17 protein-coding genes are annotated in these 14,932 nt (G+C 63.8%); 11 read left to right on the top strand and 6 right to left on the bottom strand.

Going from position 1 to position 14,932, the window contains the following annotated elements:
• The first annotated feature begins 228 nt into the window (after positions 1-228).
• The 5 genes from AC1DYO_RS19235 to AC1DYO_RS19215 all read left to right on the top strand — a co-directional run bounded on the left by AC1DYO_RS19235 (position 229) and on the right by AC1DYO_RS19215 (position 6,354).
• Complete coding sequence (locus AC1DYO_RS19235; protein ID WP_477265897.1) at positions 229-1,044, top strand: amino acid ABC transporter permease; 816 nt, start codon at positions 229-231, stop codon at positions 1,042-1,044.
• 58 nt (positions 1,045-1,102) lie between these two features.
• Positions 1,103-1,738 carry a class I SAM-dependent DNA methyltransferase gene (locus AC1DYO_RS19230; RefSeq protein WP_477265895.1) on the top strand — a complete coding sequence of 212 codons (636 nt, stop codon included), beginning with the start codon at positions 1,103-1,105 and terminating at the stop codon, positions 1,736-1,738.
• A 558-nt stretch (positions 1,739-2,296) separates the two neighbouring features.
• A complete protein-coding gene (gene leuC / locus AC1DYO_RS19225) occupies positions 2,297-3,706 on the top strand; it encodes a 3-isopropylmalate dehydratase large subunit (RefSeq protein WP_142867175.1) in 1,410 nt (469 codons plus the stop codon).
• A gap of 162 nt (positions 3,707-3,868) precedes the next feature.
• A complete protein-coding gene (locus AC1DYO_RS19220; RefSeq protein ID WP_477265892.1) occupies positions 3,869-5,065 on the top strand; it encodes a GGDEF domain-containing protein in 1,197 nt (398 codons plus the stop codon).
• A gap of 65 nt (positions 5,066-5,130) precedes the next feature.
• Positions 5,131-6,354 carry a GGDEF domain-containing protein gene (locus tag AC1DYO_RS19215; protein WP_477265890.1) on the top strand — a complete coding sequence of 408 codons (1,224 nt, stop codon included), beginning with the start codon at positions 5,131-5,133 and terminating at the stop codon, positions 6,352-6,354.
• Here AC1DYO_RS19215 and AC1DYO_RS19210 read toward each other — a convergent pair.
• Positions 6,338-6,709 (bottom strand): hypothetical protein, encoded by a 372-nt coding sequence (locus tag AC1DYO_RS19210; protein WP_477265888.1) that lies wholly within the window; start codon positions 6,707-6,709, stop codon positions 6,338-6,340. The two genes, AC1DYO_RS19215 and AC1DYO_RS19210, sit on opposite strands and share 17 nt — an antisense overlap.
• 254 nt (positions 6,710-6,963) lie before the next feature.
• Between AC1DYO_RS19210 and AC1DYO_RS19205 the strand changes: the two genes are divergently transcribed.
• From AC1DYO_RS19205 to rpsP, 5 genes are all read left to right on the top strand, one after another.
• A complete protein-coding gene (locus AC1DYO_RS19205; RefSeq protein ID WP_477265886.1) occupies positions 6,964-7,434 on the top strand; it encodes a hypothetical protein in 471 nt (156 codons plus the stop codon).
• A 245-nt stretch (positions 7,435-7,679) separates the two neighbouring features.
• Positions 7,680-8,639, top strand: coding sequence for a lysostaphin resistance A-like protein (locus AC1DYO_RS19200; RefSeq protein WP_477265884.1), 960 nt, complete (start codon positions 7,680-7,682; stop codon positions 8,637-8,639).
• A gap of 305 nt (positions 8,640-8,944) precedes the next feature.
• Positions 8,945-10,537 (top strand): signal recognition particle protein, encoded by a 1,593-nt coding sequence (gene ffh, locus AC1DYO_RS19195; protein ID WP_477265882.1) that lies wholly within the window; start codon positions 8,945-8,947, stop codon positions 10,535-10,537.
• 7 nt (positions 10,538-10,544) lie between these two features.
• Positions 10,545-10,871, top strand: a complete 327-nt coding sequence (locus tag AC1DYO_RS19190) for a chorismate mutase (protein WP_454575617.1) — start codon at positions 10,545-10,547, stop codon at positions 10,869-10,871.
• 105 nt (positions 10,872-10,976) lie between these two features.
• Positions 10,977-11,378 (top strand): 30S ribosomal protein S16, encoded by a 402-nt coding sequence (gene rpsP, locus AC1DYO_RS19185; protein WP_477265880.1) that lies wholly within the window; start codon positions 10,977-10,979, stop codon positions 11,376-11,378.
• A 71-nt stretch (positions 11,379-11,449) separates the two neighbouring features.
• Here rpsP and AC1DYO_RS19180 read toward each other — a convergent pair whose 3' ends face one another.
• The 4 genes from AC1DYO_RS19180 to AC1DYO_RS19165 form a co-directional block, all read right to left on the bottom strand.
• Positions 11,450-11,713: a YMGG-like glycine zipper-containing protein gene (locus AC1DYO_RS19180; RefSeq protein ID WP_477265878.1), complete on the bottom strand. Its 264-nt coding sequence runs from the start codon at positions 11,711-11,713 to the stop codon at positions 11,450-11,452.
• Positions 11,714-11,867: 154 nt separating this feature from the next.
• Positions 11,868-12,395, bottom strand: a complete 528-nt coding sequence (locus AC1DYO_RS19175; RefSeq protein WP_477265876.1) for an SRPBCC family protein — start codon at positions 12,393-12,395, stop codon at positions 11,868-11,870.
• A gap of 17 nt (positions 12,396-12,412) precedes the next feature.
• Complete coding sequence (locus AC1DYO_RS19170) at positions 12,413-12,823, bottom strand: DoxX family protein (protein ID WP_477265874.1); 411 nt, start codon at positions 12,821-12,823, stop codon at positions 12,413-12,415.
• 126 nt (positions 12,824-12,949) lie between these two features.
• On the bottom strand, positions 12,950-13,855 hold the full coding sequence (locus AC1DYO_RS19165; RefSeq protein WP_477265872.1) for a bestrophin family protein: 906 nt from the start codon (positions 13,853-13,855) through the stop codon (positions 12,950-12,952).
• 178 nt (positions 13,856-14,033) lie between these two features.
• On the opposite strand from AC1DYO_RS19165, the gene AC1DYO_RS19160 reads away from it, so the two are divergent.
• Complete coding sequence (locus AC1DYO_RS19160) at positions 14,034-14,441, top strand: ACT domain-containing protein (protein ID WP_477265870.1); 408 nt, start codon at positions 14,034-14,036, stop codon at positions 14,439-14,441.
• 3 nt (positions 14,442-14,444) lie between these two features.
• Here the strand turns inward: AC1DYO_RS19160 and AC1DYO_RS19155 are convergent, their stop codons facing one another.
• Positions 14,445-14,903 (bottom strand): N-acetyltransferase family protein, encoded by a 459-nt coding sequence (locus AC1DYO_RS19155; protein WP_477265868.1) that lies wholly within the window; start codon positions 14,901-14,903, stop codon positions 14,445-14,447.
• Positions 14,904-14,932: the final 29 nt, after the last annotated feature.

Genomic DNA, 14,932 nt, shown 5'->3' with positions numbered 1-14,932 from the left:
CATTGATGTCGCGCGGATCGCGTACTTCTCGCAGGATCGACAAAACCAACGGCACTGCGGCCTCCTCTGCTTCGAGAAAGCCTCTCAAGAATCCTTCTTTTGCTGCTTGGCAATAGCCAATCAACTTATCTGCGATTCCCCTGCCCTTGAGGGGGAGATGTCCGGCAGGACAGAGGGGGGCGCCTTGGCGCCTCCCCTTGCCGATGCCTGCTTTCCTGGCCTCCCCTGATGGCCACGCCCCCCGCCGCTACCCCAAAATCCGACTTCCCCTGGTGGCTGGCCGCTGCGATTGCTCTCGCCGTCGTGGCCGCGCTCTATATTGCCGCCAGCGATCTCTACGCCCAGGTTTTCGCCACTGTTGCCAAAGGCATCGGCATCACCATTTTTGTCACCGTGGTCGCCTTCGCTCTCGCCTCAGCCATCGGCCTCGGCATTGCGCTGATGGGGCTGTCGGGGTCGCGCTGGCTCAGGCAGATCGCCCGCTTCTATGTCGAGATCATCCGCGGTGTGCCGATCCTGGTGCTGTTGTTCTGGATCGCCTTTGCCGGCGCGCCAGCCTTTGTGGCAGCCTGGAACGCGCTGACCGCGCCGCTGCAAAACGCCGGCCTGATGGGCGAGCTTTTGGTGCGTGACGTCTCGCTGCTGTGGCGCGCCGTCATGGCGCTGACCATCGGCTATTCCGCCTTCATCTCCGAAGTCTTTCGCGCCGGCATCCAGTCGGTCGCGAAGGGCCAGATCGAGGCGGCCAAGGCGCTCGGGCTAACGCGCACGCAGCGCTTCCGGCTGATCGTGTTTCCGCAGGCGATCCGCACCATATTGCCGCCGCTCGGCAATGACTTCGTCGCCATGGTCAAGGATTCCTCGCTGGTCTCGGTGCTCGGCGTCGCCGACATCACCCAGATGGGCAAGATCTACGCCGCCGGTTCGTTCCGCTTCTTCGAGACCTACTCGATCGTCGCCTATATCTACCTCATCCTCACCGTCGGCCTGTCGCTGGCGCTGCGGGCGCTGGAGCAGCGACTGCGGCGGGCGCAGGAGGAATAGAAGTCCGGCGCGGACACGGCTACGATCGAGACCGGATCGTGCCGGGAGGATGCAAACGATGAATGTCGACAAGGCCAATGCGGCGCTGGACTCCGTCTACTCGGCCGACTCGCCCGAAGGACTGGCCAAGGCCTATGCCGACTGGGCGGCGACCTATGACAGCGAGACCGCTTCGCTCGGTTATTTGCTGCCGTTCCTGATCACCGCCTGGGTGGCGCGCCATATGCCGGCGGGCGAAGGCCCGCTGCTCGACGCCGGCTGCGGCACCGGCCTGTCGGGCCCTTCACTCAAGGCGCTGGGCTATCGCGACATTGCCGGCCTCGACCTCTCGGACGACATGCTCAAGATCGCCCGCAGCCGCAATGCCTATAGCGATTTGAAACAGGCCATGCTCGGCGGCCCGCTGCCGTGGCCCGACGGGCATTTCCGCGCCTTCTTCTCGACCGGCGTGTTCACCATCAGCCATGCGCCGGCATCCGGCCTGCACGAGCTTGTCCGCATCACCAGAAAAGGCGGCCACGCCATCTTCACCGTGCGCGACCAGGTGTTCGAAAGCGGAGACTTCCAAGCGGTGTTCGACGAACTGGAGCGGGCGGGGAAATGGCGGCCGGTCGAGCAAAGCCCATGGTTCCGCTGCTACGCCATCGCCGAGCCGGACGCGCTGGTGAAGACGTTTGTGTTTGAGGTGGTGTGATCGGCGAGTTCGCCGACCTTGGCGCCCTTCCTCTCCCTCCGGAGGGGGGAGAGGTGGCGCTGCGAAGCAGCGACGGAGTGGGGGAAGGCGTTCGCGATACGCGCCGCCGCAAGACAGGCACAACCAGGCGAGCAAGACTCAGGCATGCGGGAATCAGGCGGAAGCATTGCTCCGATGAAAGATCGACCCCCACTCCGTCGGGCTTTGCTCGACACCTCTCCCCCGATCGACGGGGGAGAGGAAAGGCGCGAGTTCGCCGACCTTGGTGCCGTTCCTCCCCCCGAAGGTAAAGTAGTGAGGGCGAGGAACCCAGTTCTGCCCAGCCACGCGCCAATTGCCGAAAAGCCAAAACATTGGTATGAGCCACGCCATGGAAGAGCTTTTTGGCGATCCGGCCTACAAGGGTTTCGTGCTGCAGGACAGAAAACGCCTGCCGTCGCGCTTCTCCGCGCGCGTTTCGGGCGCGCTTACCAGCCGACTTAGCTAGGCCGCTTTCGCCGGGCCGAAGGCCTCCGGCGCGTCTGCCCTTCCCCTTTTCAAATCGACGGATTTACGCACATGAGCGCACCGCGCACCCTCTACGACAAGATATTCGACGACCATGTCGTCGACCGCCAGGACGACGGCACCTGCCTGCTCTACATCGACCGCCACCTCGTCCATGAAGTGACCAGCCCGCAGGCCTTCGAAGGCCTGCGCATGAGCGGCCGCAAAGTCCGGCATCCGGAAAAGACGCTGGCCGTCGTCGATCACAATGTCTCGACCTCACCCGAGCGCAAGTTCGGCATCAAGAACGAGGAAAGCCGCATCCAGGTCGAGGCGCTGGCCAAGAACGCCAAGGATTTCGGTGTCGAGTACTATTCCGAAAACGATATCCGCCAGGGCATCGTCCACATCATCGGGCCGGAGCAGGGCTTTACGCTGCCGGGCATGACCATCGTTTGCGGCGATAGCCACACCTCCACGCACGGCGCCTTCGGCGCGCTGGCGCACGGCATCGGCACATCGGAAGTCGAACATGTGCTGGCGACGCAAACGCTGATCCAGCGCAAGGCCAAGAACATGCTGGTGCGCGTCGACGGCCAGTTGCCGGAAGGCGTCACCGCCAAGGACATCATCCTCGCCATCATCGGCGAGATCGGCACCGCCGGCGGCACCGGCTATGTCATCGAATATGCCGGCGAGGCGATCCGTGCGCTGTCGATGGAAGGCCGCATGACGATCTGCAACATGTCGATCGAGGGCGGCGCGCGCGCCGGCCTGATCGCCGCCGACGAAACGACCTTCGCCTATGTCAAGGACAAGCCGCGGGCACCGAAGGGCGCTGCCTGGGATGCAGCGCTCGAATACTGGAAGACGCTGCAGTCCGACGAAGGCGCGCATTTCGACAAGGTGATCGTGCTCGACGCGGCCAAGCTGCCGCCGATCGTCTCCTGGGGCTCGTCGCCCGAGGACGTGGTTTCGGTGCAGGGCGTCGTTCCCAATCCGGAAGAGATCACGGACGAGAACAAGCGCACCTCGAAGATCCGCGCGCTCGACTATATGGGGCTGACACCGGGCACCAAGATCACCGACATTTCGCTCGACCGCGTCTTCATCGGCTCCTGCACCAATGGCCGCATCGAGGATCTGCGCGCCGTCGCCAAGGTCGTCGAAGGCAAGACCGTGAGTGCGCATGTCGATGCGATGATCGTGCCGGGCTCCGGCCTGGTCAAGGAACAGGCGGAAGCCGAGGGTCTCGACAAGATCTTCATCGCCGCCGGTTTCGACTGGCGCGAGCCGGGCTGCTCGATGTGTCTCGCGATGAACGACGACCGGCTGAAGCCGCATGAGCGCTGCGCCTCGACCTCGAACCGCAATTTCGAGGGCCGGCAAGGCTTCAAGGGTCGTACCCATCTGGTGTCGCCGGCCATGGCGGCAGCGGCGGCGATCGCCGGCCATTTCGTCGACATCCGCGACTGGAAATAGTTTTCCGGCACGCGACTCATAGTTCATACCAGGCCCCGGATCGCATCGCCGTCCGGGGCCTTTTTTCATCGGCTCTGCCCGCATATTCGCTCTGGCTTAACCGCTTGTTGGGGCTTGGGCTCTATGGTCTTCCCTGACGTCAAGCGGGGAAGTCACCGTCCTTTGGACACCGGTCTGTTCATAGCGCTGCTCAATCCGACGATCGCGCTGGCGCTCGGCGCGGCGTTCCTCGTGCTGTGGTTCTATCAGCGTCACCGGCCCTATCTGGCGGTGCTTGGCGCTAGTTATGGCATGTCCGCGCCCGGCTTCCTGCTGCAGTATTTTACCCTGCCCGTCGGCATGGTGCTGACCAAGCTCGTCTCCAACCTCTGTTTCACCTTCGCCGCCTGCTGTCTCGTCGGTGCGATCATCTCGCGCTACGGCAGGCGAGTGCCCTATATCGCCATCGGCATTCTGGCCGGCGGCGGGCTGGCCGCGTTCTGCTGGTACCTGTTCGTCCAGCCAGACCTCACCTGGCGCATCCTCGCCATCAATTTCGGCTTTGGCGGCCTCAGCCTGCTGGTCGCCGCCGAGTTGCGCGCCGTGCGCGGCAACGGCCCGACCGAAAAGATCCTGTTCGTGCTGTCGCTGCTGTCCGGGCTGAACTTCATCGGCCGCACGCTGCTCGTCGTCATTTCGCACGGACCTTTCACCAGCTATGACGGGTTCTACGGCTCGTCCTACTGGACAACGGCGCTGCTGACGCACGCGCTGCTGTCGTTGCTGATCGCGCTCAGCCTGTTCTCGGCCGCCGCCCTCGACGTGATGAAGGCGCTGAAGACCGAGACGCATACCGACCCGCTGTCCGGCCTGCTCAACCGCAGGGGTTTTGAGGAGCGCGCCTTGCTGGTGCTGCAACACTGCGCCGCGGCCAAAGTGCCGGTCGCGCTGGTGTTGGCCGATCTCGATCACTTCAAGGCGCTCAACGACAAATACGGACATGCCGCGGGCGACCAGGTGATCGCCGACTTCGCCGCCAAGCTTCGCGCGGCCGCCGGCACACACGCGGTTGCCGGCCGCATCGGCGGCGAGGAGTTCGCCGTGCTTTTGTCGCTGAGCGACCTTGCCACGGCGCGGTTGTTTGCCGAAGCCGTGCGCACGCACTATTCGGCCGGCAGCGTCGACGGGTTGCCGCCGGGCACCAGGGTGACCGCGAGCTTTGGCGTCGCGGCGCGCACCGGCGACGAAGGGCTGGAGCCGTTGATGCGACGCGCCGACGAGGCGCTCTACAAGGCCAAGAAGAACGGCCGCGACAGCGTGCGGCTGTCCTATGAGCGGGCCGAAACGGTGTTCATTCCTGACACCGGCAGCGCCAGCTAAGGTGCCGCGTTAACGTCTTTTTCGCCCGTCGGTGATTTGCTGCTGGCCAGAGCGCGAAAGGGGCCATGAGCAGCGCAGACGTCATTCTGGTCATCAACATGTGCGTCGCCGGCTTGCTGGCCGCGGCCTTCATGACGATCGCCGTTCACGGCGTCGGGCGTGCGGCGGCGCGCTGGCTGGCGTTCGGCTATGTCCTGGGCATAGTCTATTGCGTCATCGAGTTCAGCATCCCGGCCTTCGCCAATGCGCGGCCCCCGGTTGTCGCCGCCTTTGCTGTTTTCCTCGCCGCCACCATCGCCTTCAATGGCGGGCTCGCCCGCAAATACGGCGTGACGCCGCCCTGGGCGCCGATGCTGTTCTTTCTGGGTTTCGCCACTGTCGCCGTCTATTTCGTGCAGGACCTGCCGCGGCAATCGCTTGTGCGCATGATGGCCTACCAGCTTCCCTATGCCGCCATGCAATTTGTCGGCCTGGCCATCGTCTGGTCGTCCAGGCAAAGACGTGGGTGGCTGGACACCATTCTGATGGCGGTTCTGGCCGCCAGTGCGGTGCAGTTCGCCTCAAAGCCGTTCATTGCCGGCGCTCTGGGTGGGTGGGGCGCCAATCCGCAGTCCTATCTGCAGAGCAGCTACGCCCTGGTGTCGCAGTCGCTGGGCACCGTCTTCGCGCTGGCGCTGGCGCTTTTGATACTGGCCGTGCTGGTTAGCGATGTGCTGGCCGAGGCGACGTCAAGGTCGGAAACCGACATGCTCTCACAGCTGCTCAACCGCGGCGGCTTCGAGCGCCATGCCAAGCTGGCGCTGCGCGACGCCACGCGCCAGGGTGTTCCGGTGGCGCTGGTCATTGCCGATCTCGATCATTTCAAGGGCATCAACGACAGTTTCGGCCATGCCTCCGGCGACCGCGTCATCGAGATCTTCGCGGCTTTCCTGCGCGATGCCGCTGCCGACCATCATGTCGCCGGCCGCATCGGCGGCGAGGAATTCGCCATCATCCTGCCGGGCACCAACCTTGCCGCTGCAAGGCTGTTCGCCGAGGGCACGCGCAGCGCCTTTGGCGCCTTGCCGATCGAGGGCCTGCCGGCGGACCACCGCTGCAGCGCCAGCTTCGGCGTCGCCGAGCTTCATCCGGGGGAATATTTCTCCGACCTTTTGCGGCGCGCCGACGACGCGCTCTATCTGGCCAAGGGATCAGGCCGCAACTGCGTCCGCGTCTCGACCGGGCTAACCGTCGTGCGGCAGCCGGCGACAAAGGCCGGCCATACCAACTGGTCTAGCGGCAAGGGCTGAGGTTGGGCATTTCGCCGTCGGAGAGGCCGTACATATAGGAGCGGCCCTTCACGAATACCGGCGGCTGATAGCAGCCACGTCTGGAGACGTGATCCGCCTCATCTTCATAAAGGACTTCCGGTTCTGCTTCCGGCTGGCCGGCGCTGGTGTAGTCGGACAATTTCTTCGCCAACCTGCCTTTGCCGACGATGATGCGCTTGTAGCCGGCGGCGCTGTCGATGACGAGATTGCCGAAGGAATCGGCATAGACGCGGTCATGATGGCGCGACCAGGCCATTGCCGGAGCGGCGAAGCCGAGACTGGCTGCCGCCAGCACAAGCGCCGCAAGGCGTGCTCTTCCTGAATTCGAAAGCATGGTGTCCTCTCTGCTCTGGACCCGTTCGAATCGGAAATTAACCTTTTATTAACCTTTGTTAAGAGGGTAGGTGCATCCAGCGGCGATCTCTCGTCAAACATGGTTAATATCCGACGGGATGGAAAACCCCGACGTCATCTTTCGGCCATGCTTGCCCGCACCATCGGCCAGCGACGCACGCAACTGCACTGACGCCGGGTGAGCTTGATCTTGGCTGAACGTCGTGGCTAGTTTGCCGCGCAGGAGGAGACCATATGGCGTTACGCCGGACGTTTCGGGTGACGCTTTTGTCGATCCCCTTGCTGGCTGCCGCAGCCTGCGTGCCGCAGACCACCGCGCCCAAGGCGGTGAATACCGTATCACCCACTGTCGCGCCCGCTCCGGCTCGGCAGTCCACCGCGCCCGTGGCGCCCTCGGCTCCCGCCACGGCTCCGGCAGCGCCTGCCGCACCTCCAGCCAAGATTGTCACCGACCTTACCGCGCCGCGGTCTGCTGTCGGCACGGCGACTTACAGATGCGGCAATGGCGGCATGATCACCATCCAGAACCTCGGCACGGCGCTGCGCGTGGTGAGGCCAGATGGCACGACCGAGGAGTTTGCGGCATCACCCGCCAACCAGTCCAGCCGCTACCAGGAAGCGGCGTCGCATGACGCAATCGTGATCGACGGGCGCGAGGCGCTGGTGATGAAGAGGGGCTCGACGCCACAGACCTGCAGGCGCTAGTTGGGTGTATTGATATTCAGGTGGGCCGGCCTGCGAATAGCAGCGTCCTGCGCTGCCGGTGTTCACGTACGAAGAGTACGCTCCGCTCTCATTCTCAGCTCGGCCTGACCTGAAGTGTGTACGGCTTCAGCCCAAGCGGCGCGAGATACTCTTCGCGCAGGATTTCGCTAGGGTGAGGAGCAATTGCGCGGAAGCCGCCGATCTCCTAGATCATGCGACCCGATGCGTTCGGCAGAGGAATTCGCGTGATATCAGATCCAACCGCCTTCGAGCGCTATCGCAACACGGCCACCGAAAAGACGAACCTGCCGCGCCTGATAGTCGGAACGGCGATCGTCGTCCTGTTCTGGGTGGCAATCACTTTGATGGTGGTGCTTGGCGGCACCTATCTCGCCATCATCTGGCATCTATTGCCGGGCGACCCGGGCGGGCCGCTACAGGGCTTTCTGGCCTCGCCGATCGGGATACTTACCGCGCTCACCTCGTTCGCCGGCATCTGGCTCGGCCTGTGGCTTGCCATGCGTTTCGTCCATGGCGAGCCGCTCACCGCGCTTTTTGGCGCCAGCCGCCGCGTCTCCTGGCCGGGCTTCTTCAAGGGCCTGATCGCGGTGCTGATCACATCGGCGCTTTCGGAGGTCCTGCTTTATTGCCTGCAGCCCGAGATTGCGCGCAGCACGATCAGCCTATCGACCTGGCTGCTGTTCCTGCTCCCGATCGTGGCGCTGGCGCTGCTGCAGACTTCATCGGAGGAGATGCTGTTTCGCGGCTATCTGCTGCGCGGCCTCGCCAAGCGCTTCGCGAGCCCTTACGTCTGGGCGCTGCTGCCCGCTTTGTTGTTCACCTCCCTGCATTGGAGTCCCGCTTCGAGCCTCGCCATCAACGCCTGCGTGCTGGCCTCGATCGCCGCCTTCGCTCTGCTGTTGACGCTGGTGGTCTATGTCACCGGCAATCTCGGCGCTGGCTTCGGCGCCCATCTCGGCAACAATCTCACCGGCTTCCTGCTGATCTCGCATCAGGAGAACTACAATTCCTTCGCCCTGTTCAACGCCAAGCCGCTGGAAGGCCCCGACTGGACGACGGCGGATGCGGTCATCATCGCCGCCATCGGCATCGTCTGCACCTTGCTGACGGTCCTGCTGCTCCTGCACCCGCGCTCGCCGCTGAAGGTTACGGCCGACCTTCGGGATGCAGCCAGGGCGAACTGAACTGGGATCGGCGCAAAGGCCGGCAAGCGGCCCTTGTCTTGACTCTTCGGCCGATTTCCTGTCTACAGCCCGCAATTCCGCGACGAGTATCCCTCCGAGCAAGCCGACCAGGACGCCAAAACCTCTTTGAGGTGGGTGCTTTAAACAGATCCTGGAGGCCAACACCCGGCAGCGCTGAGCGCCCCCGGGTGCTTTTTGGCTTTGCGCTTGCCCGGGCTTTGTTTGGACAAGCTCTTTTGTTTGGACACTTGGCGCGAACGCATTACCTCTCGGATCGAACCCGAACCGAGATTGAAGGACGCTAGATGTTTGAATCGCTGCAGGAGCGCCTTGGCTCCATCCTGAACGGCCTGACCGGCCGCGGCGCGCTGTCGGAGGCGGATGTCTCGGCGGCACTTCGCGAGGTGCGCCGTGCGCTGCTCGAGGCGGACGTGGCGCTGGAAGTCGTGCGCTCCTTCACCGACAAGGTGCGCGAGAAGGCCGTCGGTGCTGCCGTCGTCAAGTCGATCAAGCCCGGACAGATGGTCGTCAAGATCGTCCATGACGAGCTGGTCGAGATGCTGGGCGTCGAAGGCGTCGCCATCGACCTCAATGCGCCGGCCCCGGTCGTCATCATGATGGTCGGCCTGCAGGGCTCCGGCAAGACGACGACCTCGGCCAAGATCGCCAAGCGGTTGACCGAGCGCCAGAACAAGAAGGTCCTGATGGCCTCGCTCGACACGCGGAGGCCCGCAGCACAAGAGCAGCTTCGCCAGCTCGGCGAGCAGGTCAAGGTGGCGACGCTGCCGGTCATCGCCGGCCAGAACCCGGTCGACATCGCAAAACGTGCCGTCCAGGCGGCCAAGCTCGGCGGCCACGACGTCGTCATCCTCGACACTGCCGGCCGCACCCATATCGACGAGCCGCTGATGGTCGAGATGGCCGACATCAAGAAGGTGTCGAGCCCGCACGAGATCCTGCTGGTCGCGGATTCGCTGACCGGCCAGGACGCCGTCAATCTGGCGAAAAGCTTCGACGAGCGTGTCGGCATCACCGGCCTGGTGCTGACCCGCATGGACGGCGACGGCCGTGGCGGCGCAGCGCTTTCGATGCGCGCTGTCACCGGCAAGCCGATCAAGCTGATCGGCACCGGCGAAAAGATGGACGGGCTGGAGGAATTCCACCCCAAGCGCATTGCCGACCGCATCCTCGGCATGGGCGACATCGTCTCGCTGGTCGAAAAGGCCGCCGAAAACATCGACGCCGAGCAAGCGGCGGCGATGGCCAAGAAGATGCAGTCGGGCAAGTTCGATTTGAACGACCTTGCCGGCCAGCTTCAGCAGATGTCGAAAATGGGCGGCATGGGCGGCATCATGGGCATGATGCCCGGCATGGGCAAGATGAAGGACCAGATGGCCGCCGCCGGCCTCGACGACAAGATGTTCGGCCGCCAGCTCGCCATTATCTCGTCGATGACCAAGGCCGAGCGCGCCAATCCGGACATGCTCAAGCATTCGCGCAAGAAGCGCATCGCCGCCGGCTCCGGCACCGACGCGGCCGAAATCAACAAGCTCCTGAAGATGCATCGCGGCATGGCCGACATGATGAAGGCGATGGGCGGCAAGGGCAAAGGCGGCGGCCTCATGCGCGGCATGATGGGCGGCCTTGCCTCCAAGATGGGTCTCGGCGGCATGATGCCTGGAGGCATGGGGGGCGGCATGCCGGACCTCTCGAAGATGGATCCCAAGCAGCTCGAAGCCTTGCAGAAGCAGGCGCAGGCCGCCGGCCTCGGCGGCATGAAGGGCCTGCCCGGTGGTCTTCCCGGCGGCTTGCCCGGTCTGCCTGGCGGCATGAAACTTCCGGGGCTTCCCGGCCTGGGTGGCGGCGGCGGACTGCCCGGTTTGGGCAAGAAGAAGTGAGGACGCTATGAACGAAGAGAAGGACATGGCCGACGCCCGCACCATCCTGGCCGGCTACCGCGCCTCGATCGACAACATCGACGCCGCCCTCATCCACATGCTGGCCGAGCGCTTCCGCTGCACCAAGGCGGTCGGCGTGCTGAAGGCCGAGCATGGCTTGCCGCCGGCCGACCCGGCGCGCGAGCAGCAGCAGATTACCCGCCTTCGCCAGCTGGCGAAGGATGCCCATCTCGACCCCGATTTCGCGGAAAAATTCCTCAACTTCGTCGTCCGCGAAGTGATCCGCCATCACGAGCAGATCGCCGCGTCCAACGGCGCAAGCAAAGCCGGCTAAGTAAGTGCATGTCGCCCAAAAGTGCGCAGCGGTTTTGGGATAACGACCTGCACAAGACAAAAGCCATACCCTATCATTGAAATCAGAGCTTTTAGGAGAAATGAAATGGCACTGAAGATCAGACTGGCCCGTGCGGGCTCGAAGAAGCGTCCTTACTACCACGTCGTCATCGCCGACGCCCGTTCGCCGCGCGACGGCCGGTTCATCGAGTCGATCGGCTCGTGGAACCCGCTGCTGCCCAAGGACGGCGAGCGCGTCAAGGTCGACGCCGATCGCGTCAAGCATTGGCTGTCGCACGGCGCCCAGCCGACCGACCGCGTGCTGCGCTTCCTCGACGAAGCCGGCCTCCTCAAGCGCGAAGCCCGCTCCAACCCGAAGAAGGCCGAGCCGGGCAAGAAGGCGCAGGAACGCGCCTCTCTGCTGAAGAAAGCGCAGGAAGACGCCGCCGCCGCTGCGGCCGTTGCCGCCGCTGCCCCGGCCGAAGCGGAAGCCGCCAACGCCGAATAAGCATTCGCTTCATCGCATCGACAAAACGGCGGGCCTGTGCCCGCCGTTTTGCTTTTTGGATCAGCCTCCGCTCAGTAGCCTTGCGGGCAACGGTCGATGTAGGTGCGCCCATAACGGTCGCGATAACGGCACTGGCCGCTTTCGCTGGCATGGCCGATCAGTGCGCCGGCTACGGCGCCGACGGCACCGCCGACGACGGCGCCCTGAACCGGATCATTTGCCACCGCTGCGCCAACCGCCGCGCCACCGAGGCCGCCGACCGCGGCACCCTTTTCGGTTTGCGAGCACGCGCCGAGCGCGGTCGCCAGCACCAGAATGATAATCGCTTTTTTCATTGTCGTTCCTCTCTCACATGGATCGCCGTCCTCGCCGCCATGGTTTTTAACTCTCGGACGGCTAATTTGATCCCAGAGACGTGAGAGATCTCGGTGTCCGCGCCGGTCACATTCGTTTCGATCGCCGCAGAGCCTGTTGAAATTCCTGGCGTTTTTACCGTTCGGTCGCCTTTTTCAGATTGGCGAGGCCCGCCTCGAAATCCTTGCCGATCAGCGTGTCGAAATTCATGAACAGGCCCATCAGCTTGGCAATGAAGGGCCGGCTGTCGCGCATCGCCCAGGTAACAGCGGTGGTGTCGCCGGACGGCTTCAGGGTGAAGTCGACGCTGTTGTTGGCCCGGAACGGCTTTTCGAAGTCGAGCTTCAGCGATACCAGCGAGGACGGCACGGAGTTGACAATCTCCATACGCCCCTTGCCGGCCTTGGCATTGCCTTGCCAGGCATAGGCCGCGCCCTTGCCGCTTTCGGCGCCGGACAGCGTGCGCTTCATCTGCGGGTCGAGCTTTTCGTAGGGCGACCATTCGGGCCAGTGTTTGAAATCATTGATCAGCGGAAAGATCGCTTCCGGCGCGGCCTTGATGCTGGCCGTGCGGGCGGTGACGAAATCATTCGGCCGTGTCGCGGCATAGATGAGGACGGCGGCGATGATGACGACCAGGATGATGAGGATCGTGCTGAGCATATCTTTCTCCTTCGAGCCTAGCGGCTGAACGGGATCAGGGCGCGCACCCGTGGATCGCGCAGATACAGGCCGCCCCACAGGATGATGCCGAGATAGACGCCGAACAGCGTGTGCGAAAACAGCGGACTGCCGACACGAACATTGGTGGCGATGGCCCCGCCGAGATAGCCGGTGAGCAGAATGGCGCCGAGCACCGAAGTGCGCGGCAGCGCATAGAGCGCCGTCGAGATCAGCCCGATGATGCCGAGCAGGCGCGCGACATTGACGTCGGCCGGCCAGCCGAGCGGCACCATGGTCTGGGTGACGACGTCGAGCGGCGGCAGCTTGATGACGCCGTCGAAGATCATGAACAGGATGATGAGACCGCTGAGCACGCGGCCGGTCCACAGGGCGCCCGACGAGACAGGCGTGGTTTGAGAAATACTCATAGTGTTCCCTCCTTGGTGGTTGGAGCCGTTTGCCAGCTTCGAACCAAGGACGCGGCATGAGGCGGCGATCCTACAAGGTCGGATTCTTTTTGACCCACGTGGCGTCGGCCACTCGTGTGTCGAGGCCTACGAAAAGTAAAACTTCTCGGCCGGAATCATTTTCGGCGGCGTCTCACCCAGTGCCTCAAATACCGAGATCTCGCAGACGCGGCAGAGGCCGTCGAGCGCGAGATCGTTGGCCTCGGTGCCGAACGGATCCTCAAGCTCTTCCGACAGCGCGTCGAGGCCGAAGAAGGTGTAGGCGATCAGCGCCGTGAACAGCGGCGTCGCCCAACCGGTGGTCGATATCAGACCGATGGGCAGGAGCAGGCAGACTATGTAGGCGGTGCGGTGCACCAGCAGCGTATAGGCAAAGGGCAACGGCGTGCCGGCGATCCGTTCGCAACCGGCCTGGATGGCGGTGATCGATGCCAGCCTTTCATCGAGAATACGAAAGCCGATCGGATCGACCTCGCCGGCAAGGCGCTGTGCATTGGCGCGCCGGCCCATGCGCCGGACCATCTCGTCCGCAGGGTTGGAGAAGGTGGCAACTGTGTCCGCCTCGGCTTCGATGAAGGCGTGGGCATCCTTGGTGCTATCGATCTTGCGCAATTGCCCACGCAGGAAATGACAGAAGGCAAGCGCCTCCATCAGCAAGGCGCGCTGCTCGCCCCGCTCCGCGACCAGGCTGGTCGTGGCGCGCGCCAGGTTGCGGATTTCGAACACCAGCCCGCCCCACAGCTTGCGCGCCTCCCACCAGCGGTCATAGGCGGCGTTGTTGCGGAACGAGAGGTAGATCGACAAGGTCACGCCCACCAGACCGAAAGGCGTGATGTTGAAGACGCCGAGATCGAGATGAAACTCGCGCGCCACCACAAGGATGACCGCGGAATAAAACGCGAAGCCGAGAATCTGCGGCAGGATGCGGGGCACCACAGAACCGCGCATGATGAAGAAGAGCTGCAGGAATGTCGGGCGCGGGCGAACGATCATCGAAAGGCCTTTCACGGACCGCACGGGTCTCAGCTCGCCGATTGTGCGATGCGGCAGCCCCGGCTGGCTCAGCCGCCAGCGACATTGCTATGTCGTCTGCGCGGCTGTCCCGGCTATCGGTATCGACCGGCCGCGGATATTGAAGGACCCTTCTTTTTACCATCCAGCGAGGAAAGCAATGAACGGCGAGACCGATCTGAAAAAACTGCTGGCGACGATGTCGCCGGACTTGCTGCCGGACATCTATGTCTTCGCGACGCTCACGCCTGGAACCACCCAGCCGGAAGGACTCGATCCCGTCATGGTCTTTCGCGAGCGCGAGGGTCTGACATTGATCGTGACCGAGGACGCGGCAAGTGCAGCCGGGCTGGCCGCTTCGTTCCGCTGCCGCATGATAACGCTGAACATCCATTCGTCGCTGGAAGCCGTCGGCTTCCTCGCCGCCATCATGACCCGGTTGGCCGCCGCCGGCATGGGCGTCAATCCGGTCTCGGCTTTCTATCACGACCATCTGTTTGTGCCTGCTGAGCGGGCCGAGGACGCGATGGAACTGTTGCGCCAGTTGGCCAGGGACAGTGCCGGCTGAGTTTCACATTCGGCGGACATACAGAATGTCCGGCAGGCCCTCCTCATTGGTGGCGCCATCGCCGAACGACTCGGCACGGAATCCATGGCGCTCATAGAAGCGCCGGGCGCCGGTGTTGGCCTGGAAGCAATGCAGTTTCACCACCGGCAGCGCGGCAGTCGTTTGCATCAGCAGCCGGCTGCCGATGCCTTGTCCCGTCCAGACCGGATCGAGGTAGAGCTGTTCCACCCAATCGCTGCTGACGGCGATGAAGCCGACGATGTCGGCGCCGACCTCGGCGACCGTCACCTGCTGCCGGGGCAACACAAAGTCGCGGATAAAGGCGAAGTCCTCGGCCGGCGTGTGGACGACCGGCATCCAGTCGAACGAGCCAAGCGCTGCCCGCATGAGCCTGGCGATGGCGGCGGCGTCAGAAGCGGTGGCAGGGCGCAGCGCGATATCCACAGGCTGACTGCAAGTCATGAAGACACCACCAACGTCTCACTCCGCTG

The sequence above is a fragment of the Mesorhizobium sp. P2_F5 genome (genome assembly GCF_056403715.1).
The sequence above is the reverse complement of the archived record's forward strand: the minus strand, read 5'-3'. Positions and strand labels throughout refer to the sequence as shown.

What these genes read in the sequence shown, in the direction of transcription:
- AC1DYO_RS19235 (WP_477265897.1), top strand. Translation starts at nt 229, where the DNA reads ATGGCCACGCCCCCCGCCGCTACCCCAAAATCCGACTTCCCCTGGTGG.
- AC1DYO_RS19230 (WP_477265895.1), top strand. Translation starts at nt 1,103, where the DNA reads ATGAATGTCGACAAGGCCAATGCGGCGCTGGACTCCGTCTACTCGGCC.
- leuC (WP_142867175.1), top strand. Translation starts at nt 2,297, where the DNA reads ATGAGCGCACCGCGCACCCTCTACGACAAGATATTCGACGACCATGTC.
- AC1DYO_RS19215 (WP_477265890.1), top strand. Translation starts at nt 5,131, where the DNA reads ATGAGCAGCGCAGACGTCATTCTGGTCATCAACATGTGCGTCGCCGGC.
- AC1DYO_RS19210 (WP_477265888.1), bottom strand. Translation starts at nt 6,709, where the DNA reads ATGCTTTCGAATTCAGGAAGAGCACGCCTTGCGGCGCTTGTGCTGGCG.
- AC1DYO_RS19205 (WP_477265886.1), top strand. Translation starts at nt 6,964, where the DNA reads ATGGCGTTACGCCGGACGTTTCGGGTGACGCTTTTGTCGATCCCCTTG.
- ffh (WP_477265882.1), top strand. Translation starts at nt 8,945, where the DNA reads ATGTTTGAATCGCTGCAGGAGCGCCTTGGCTCCATCCTGAACGGCCTG.
- AC1DYO_RS19190 (WP_454575617.1), top strand. Translation starts at nt 10,545, where the DNA reads ATGAACGAAGAGAAGGACATGGCCGACGCCCGCACCATCCTGGCCGGC.
- rpsP (WP_477265880.1), top strand. Translation starts at nt 10,977, where the DNA reads ATGGCACTGAAGATCAGACTGGCCCGTGCGGGCTCGAAGAAGCGTCCT.
- AC1DYO_RS19180 (WP_477265878.1), bottom strand. Translation starts at nt 11,713, where the DNA reads ATGAAAAAAGCGATTATCATTCTGGTGCTGGCGACCGCGCTCGGCGCG.
- AC1DYO_RS19175 (WP_477265876.1), bottom strand. Translation starts at nt 12,395, where the DNA reads ATGCTCAGCACGATCCTCATCATCCTGGTCGTCATCATCGCCGCCGTC.
- AC1DYO_RS19170 (WP_477265874.1), bottom strand. Translation starts at nt 12,823, where the DNA reads ATGAGTATTTCTCAAACCACGCCTGTCTCGTCGGGCGCCCTGTGGACC.
- AC1DYO_RS19165 (WP_477265872.1), bottom strand. Translation starts at nt 13,855, where the DNA reads ATGATCGTTCGCCCGCGCCCGACATTCCTGCAGCTCTTCTTCATCATG.
- AC1DYO_RS19160 (WP_477265870.1), top strand. Translation starts at nt 14,034, where the DNA reads ATGAACGGCGAGACCGATCTGAAAAAACTGCTGGCGACGATGTCGCCG.
- AC1DYO_RS19155 (WP_477265868.1), bottom strand. Translation starts at nt 14,903, where the DNA reads ATGACTTGCAGTCAGCCTGTGGATATCGCGCTGCGCCCTGCCACCGCT.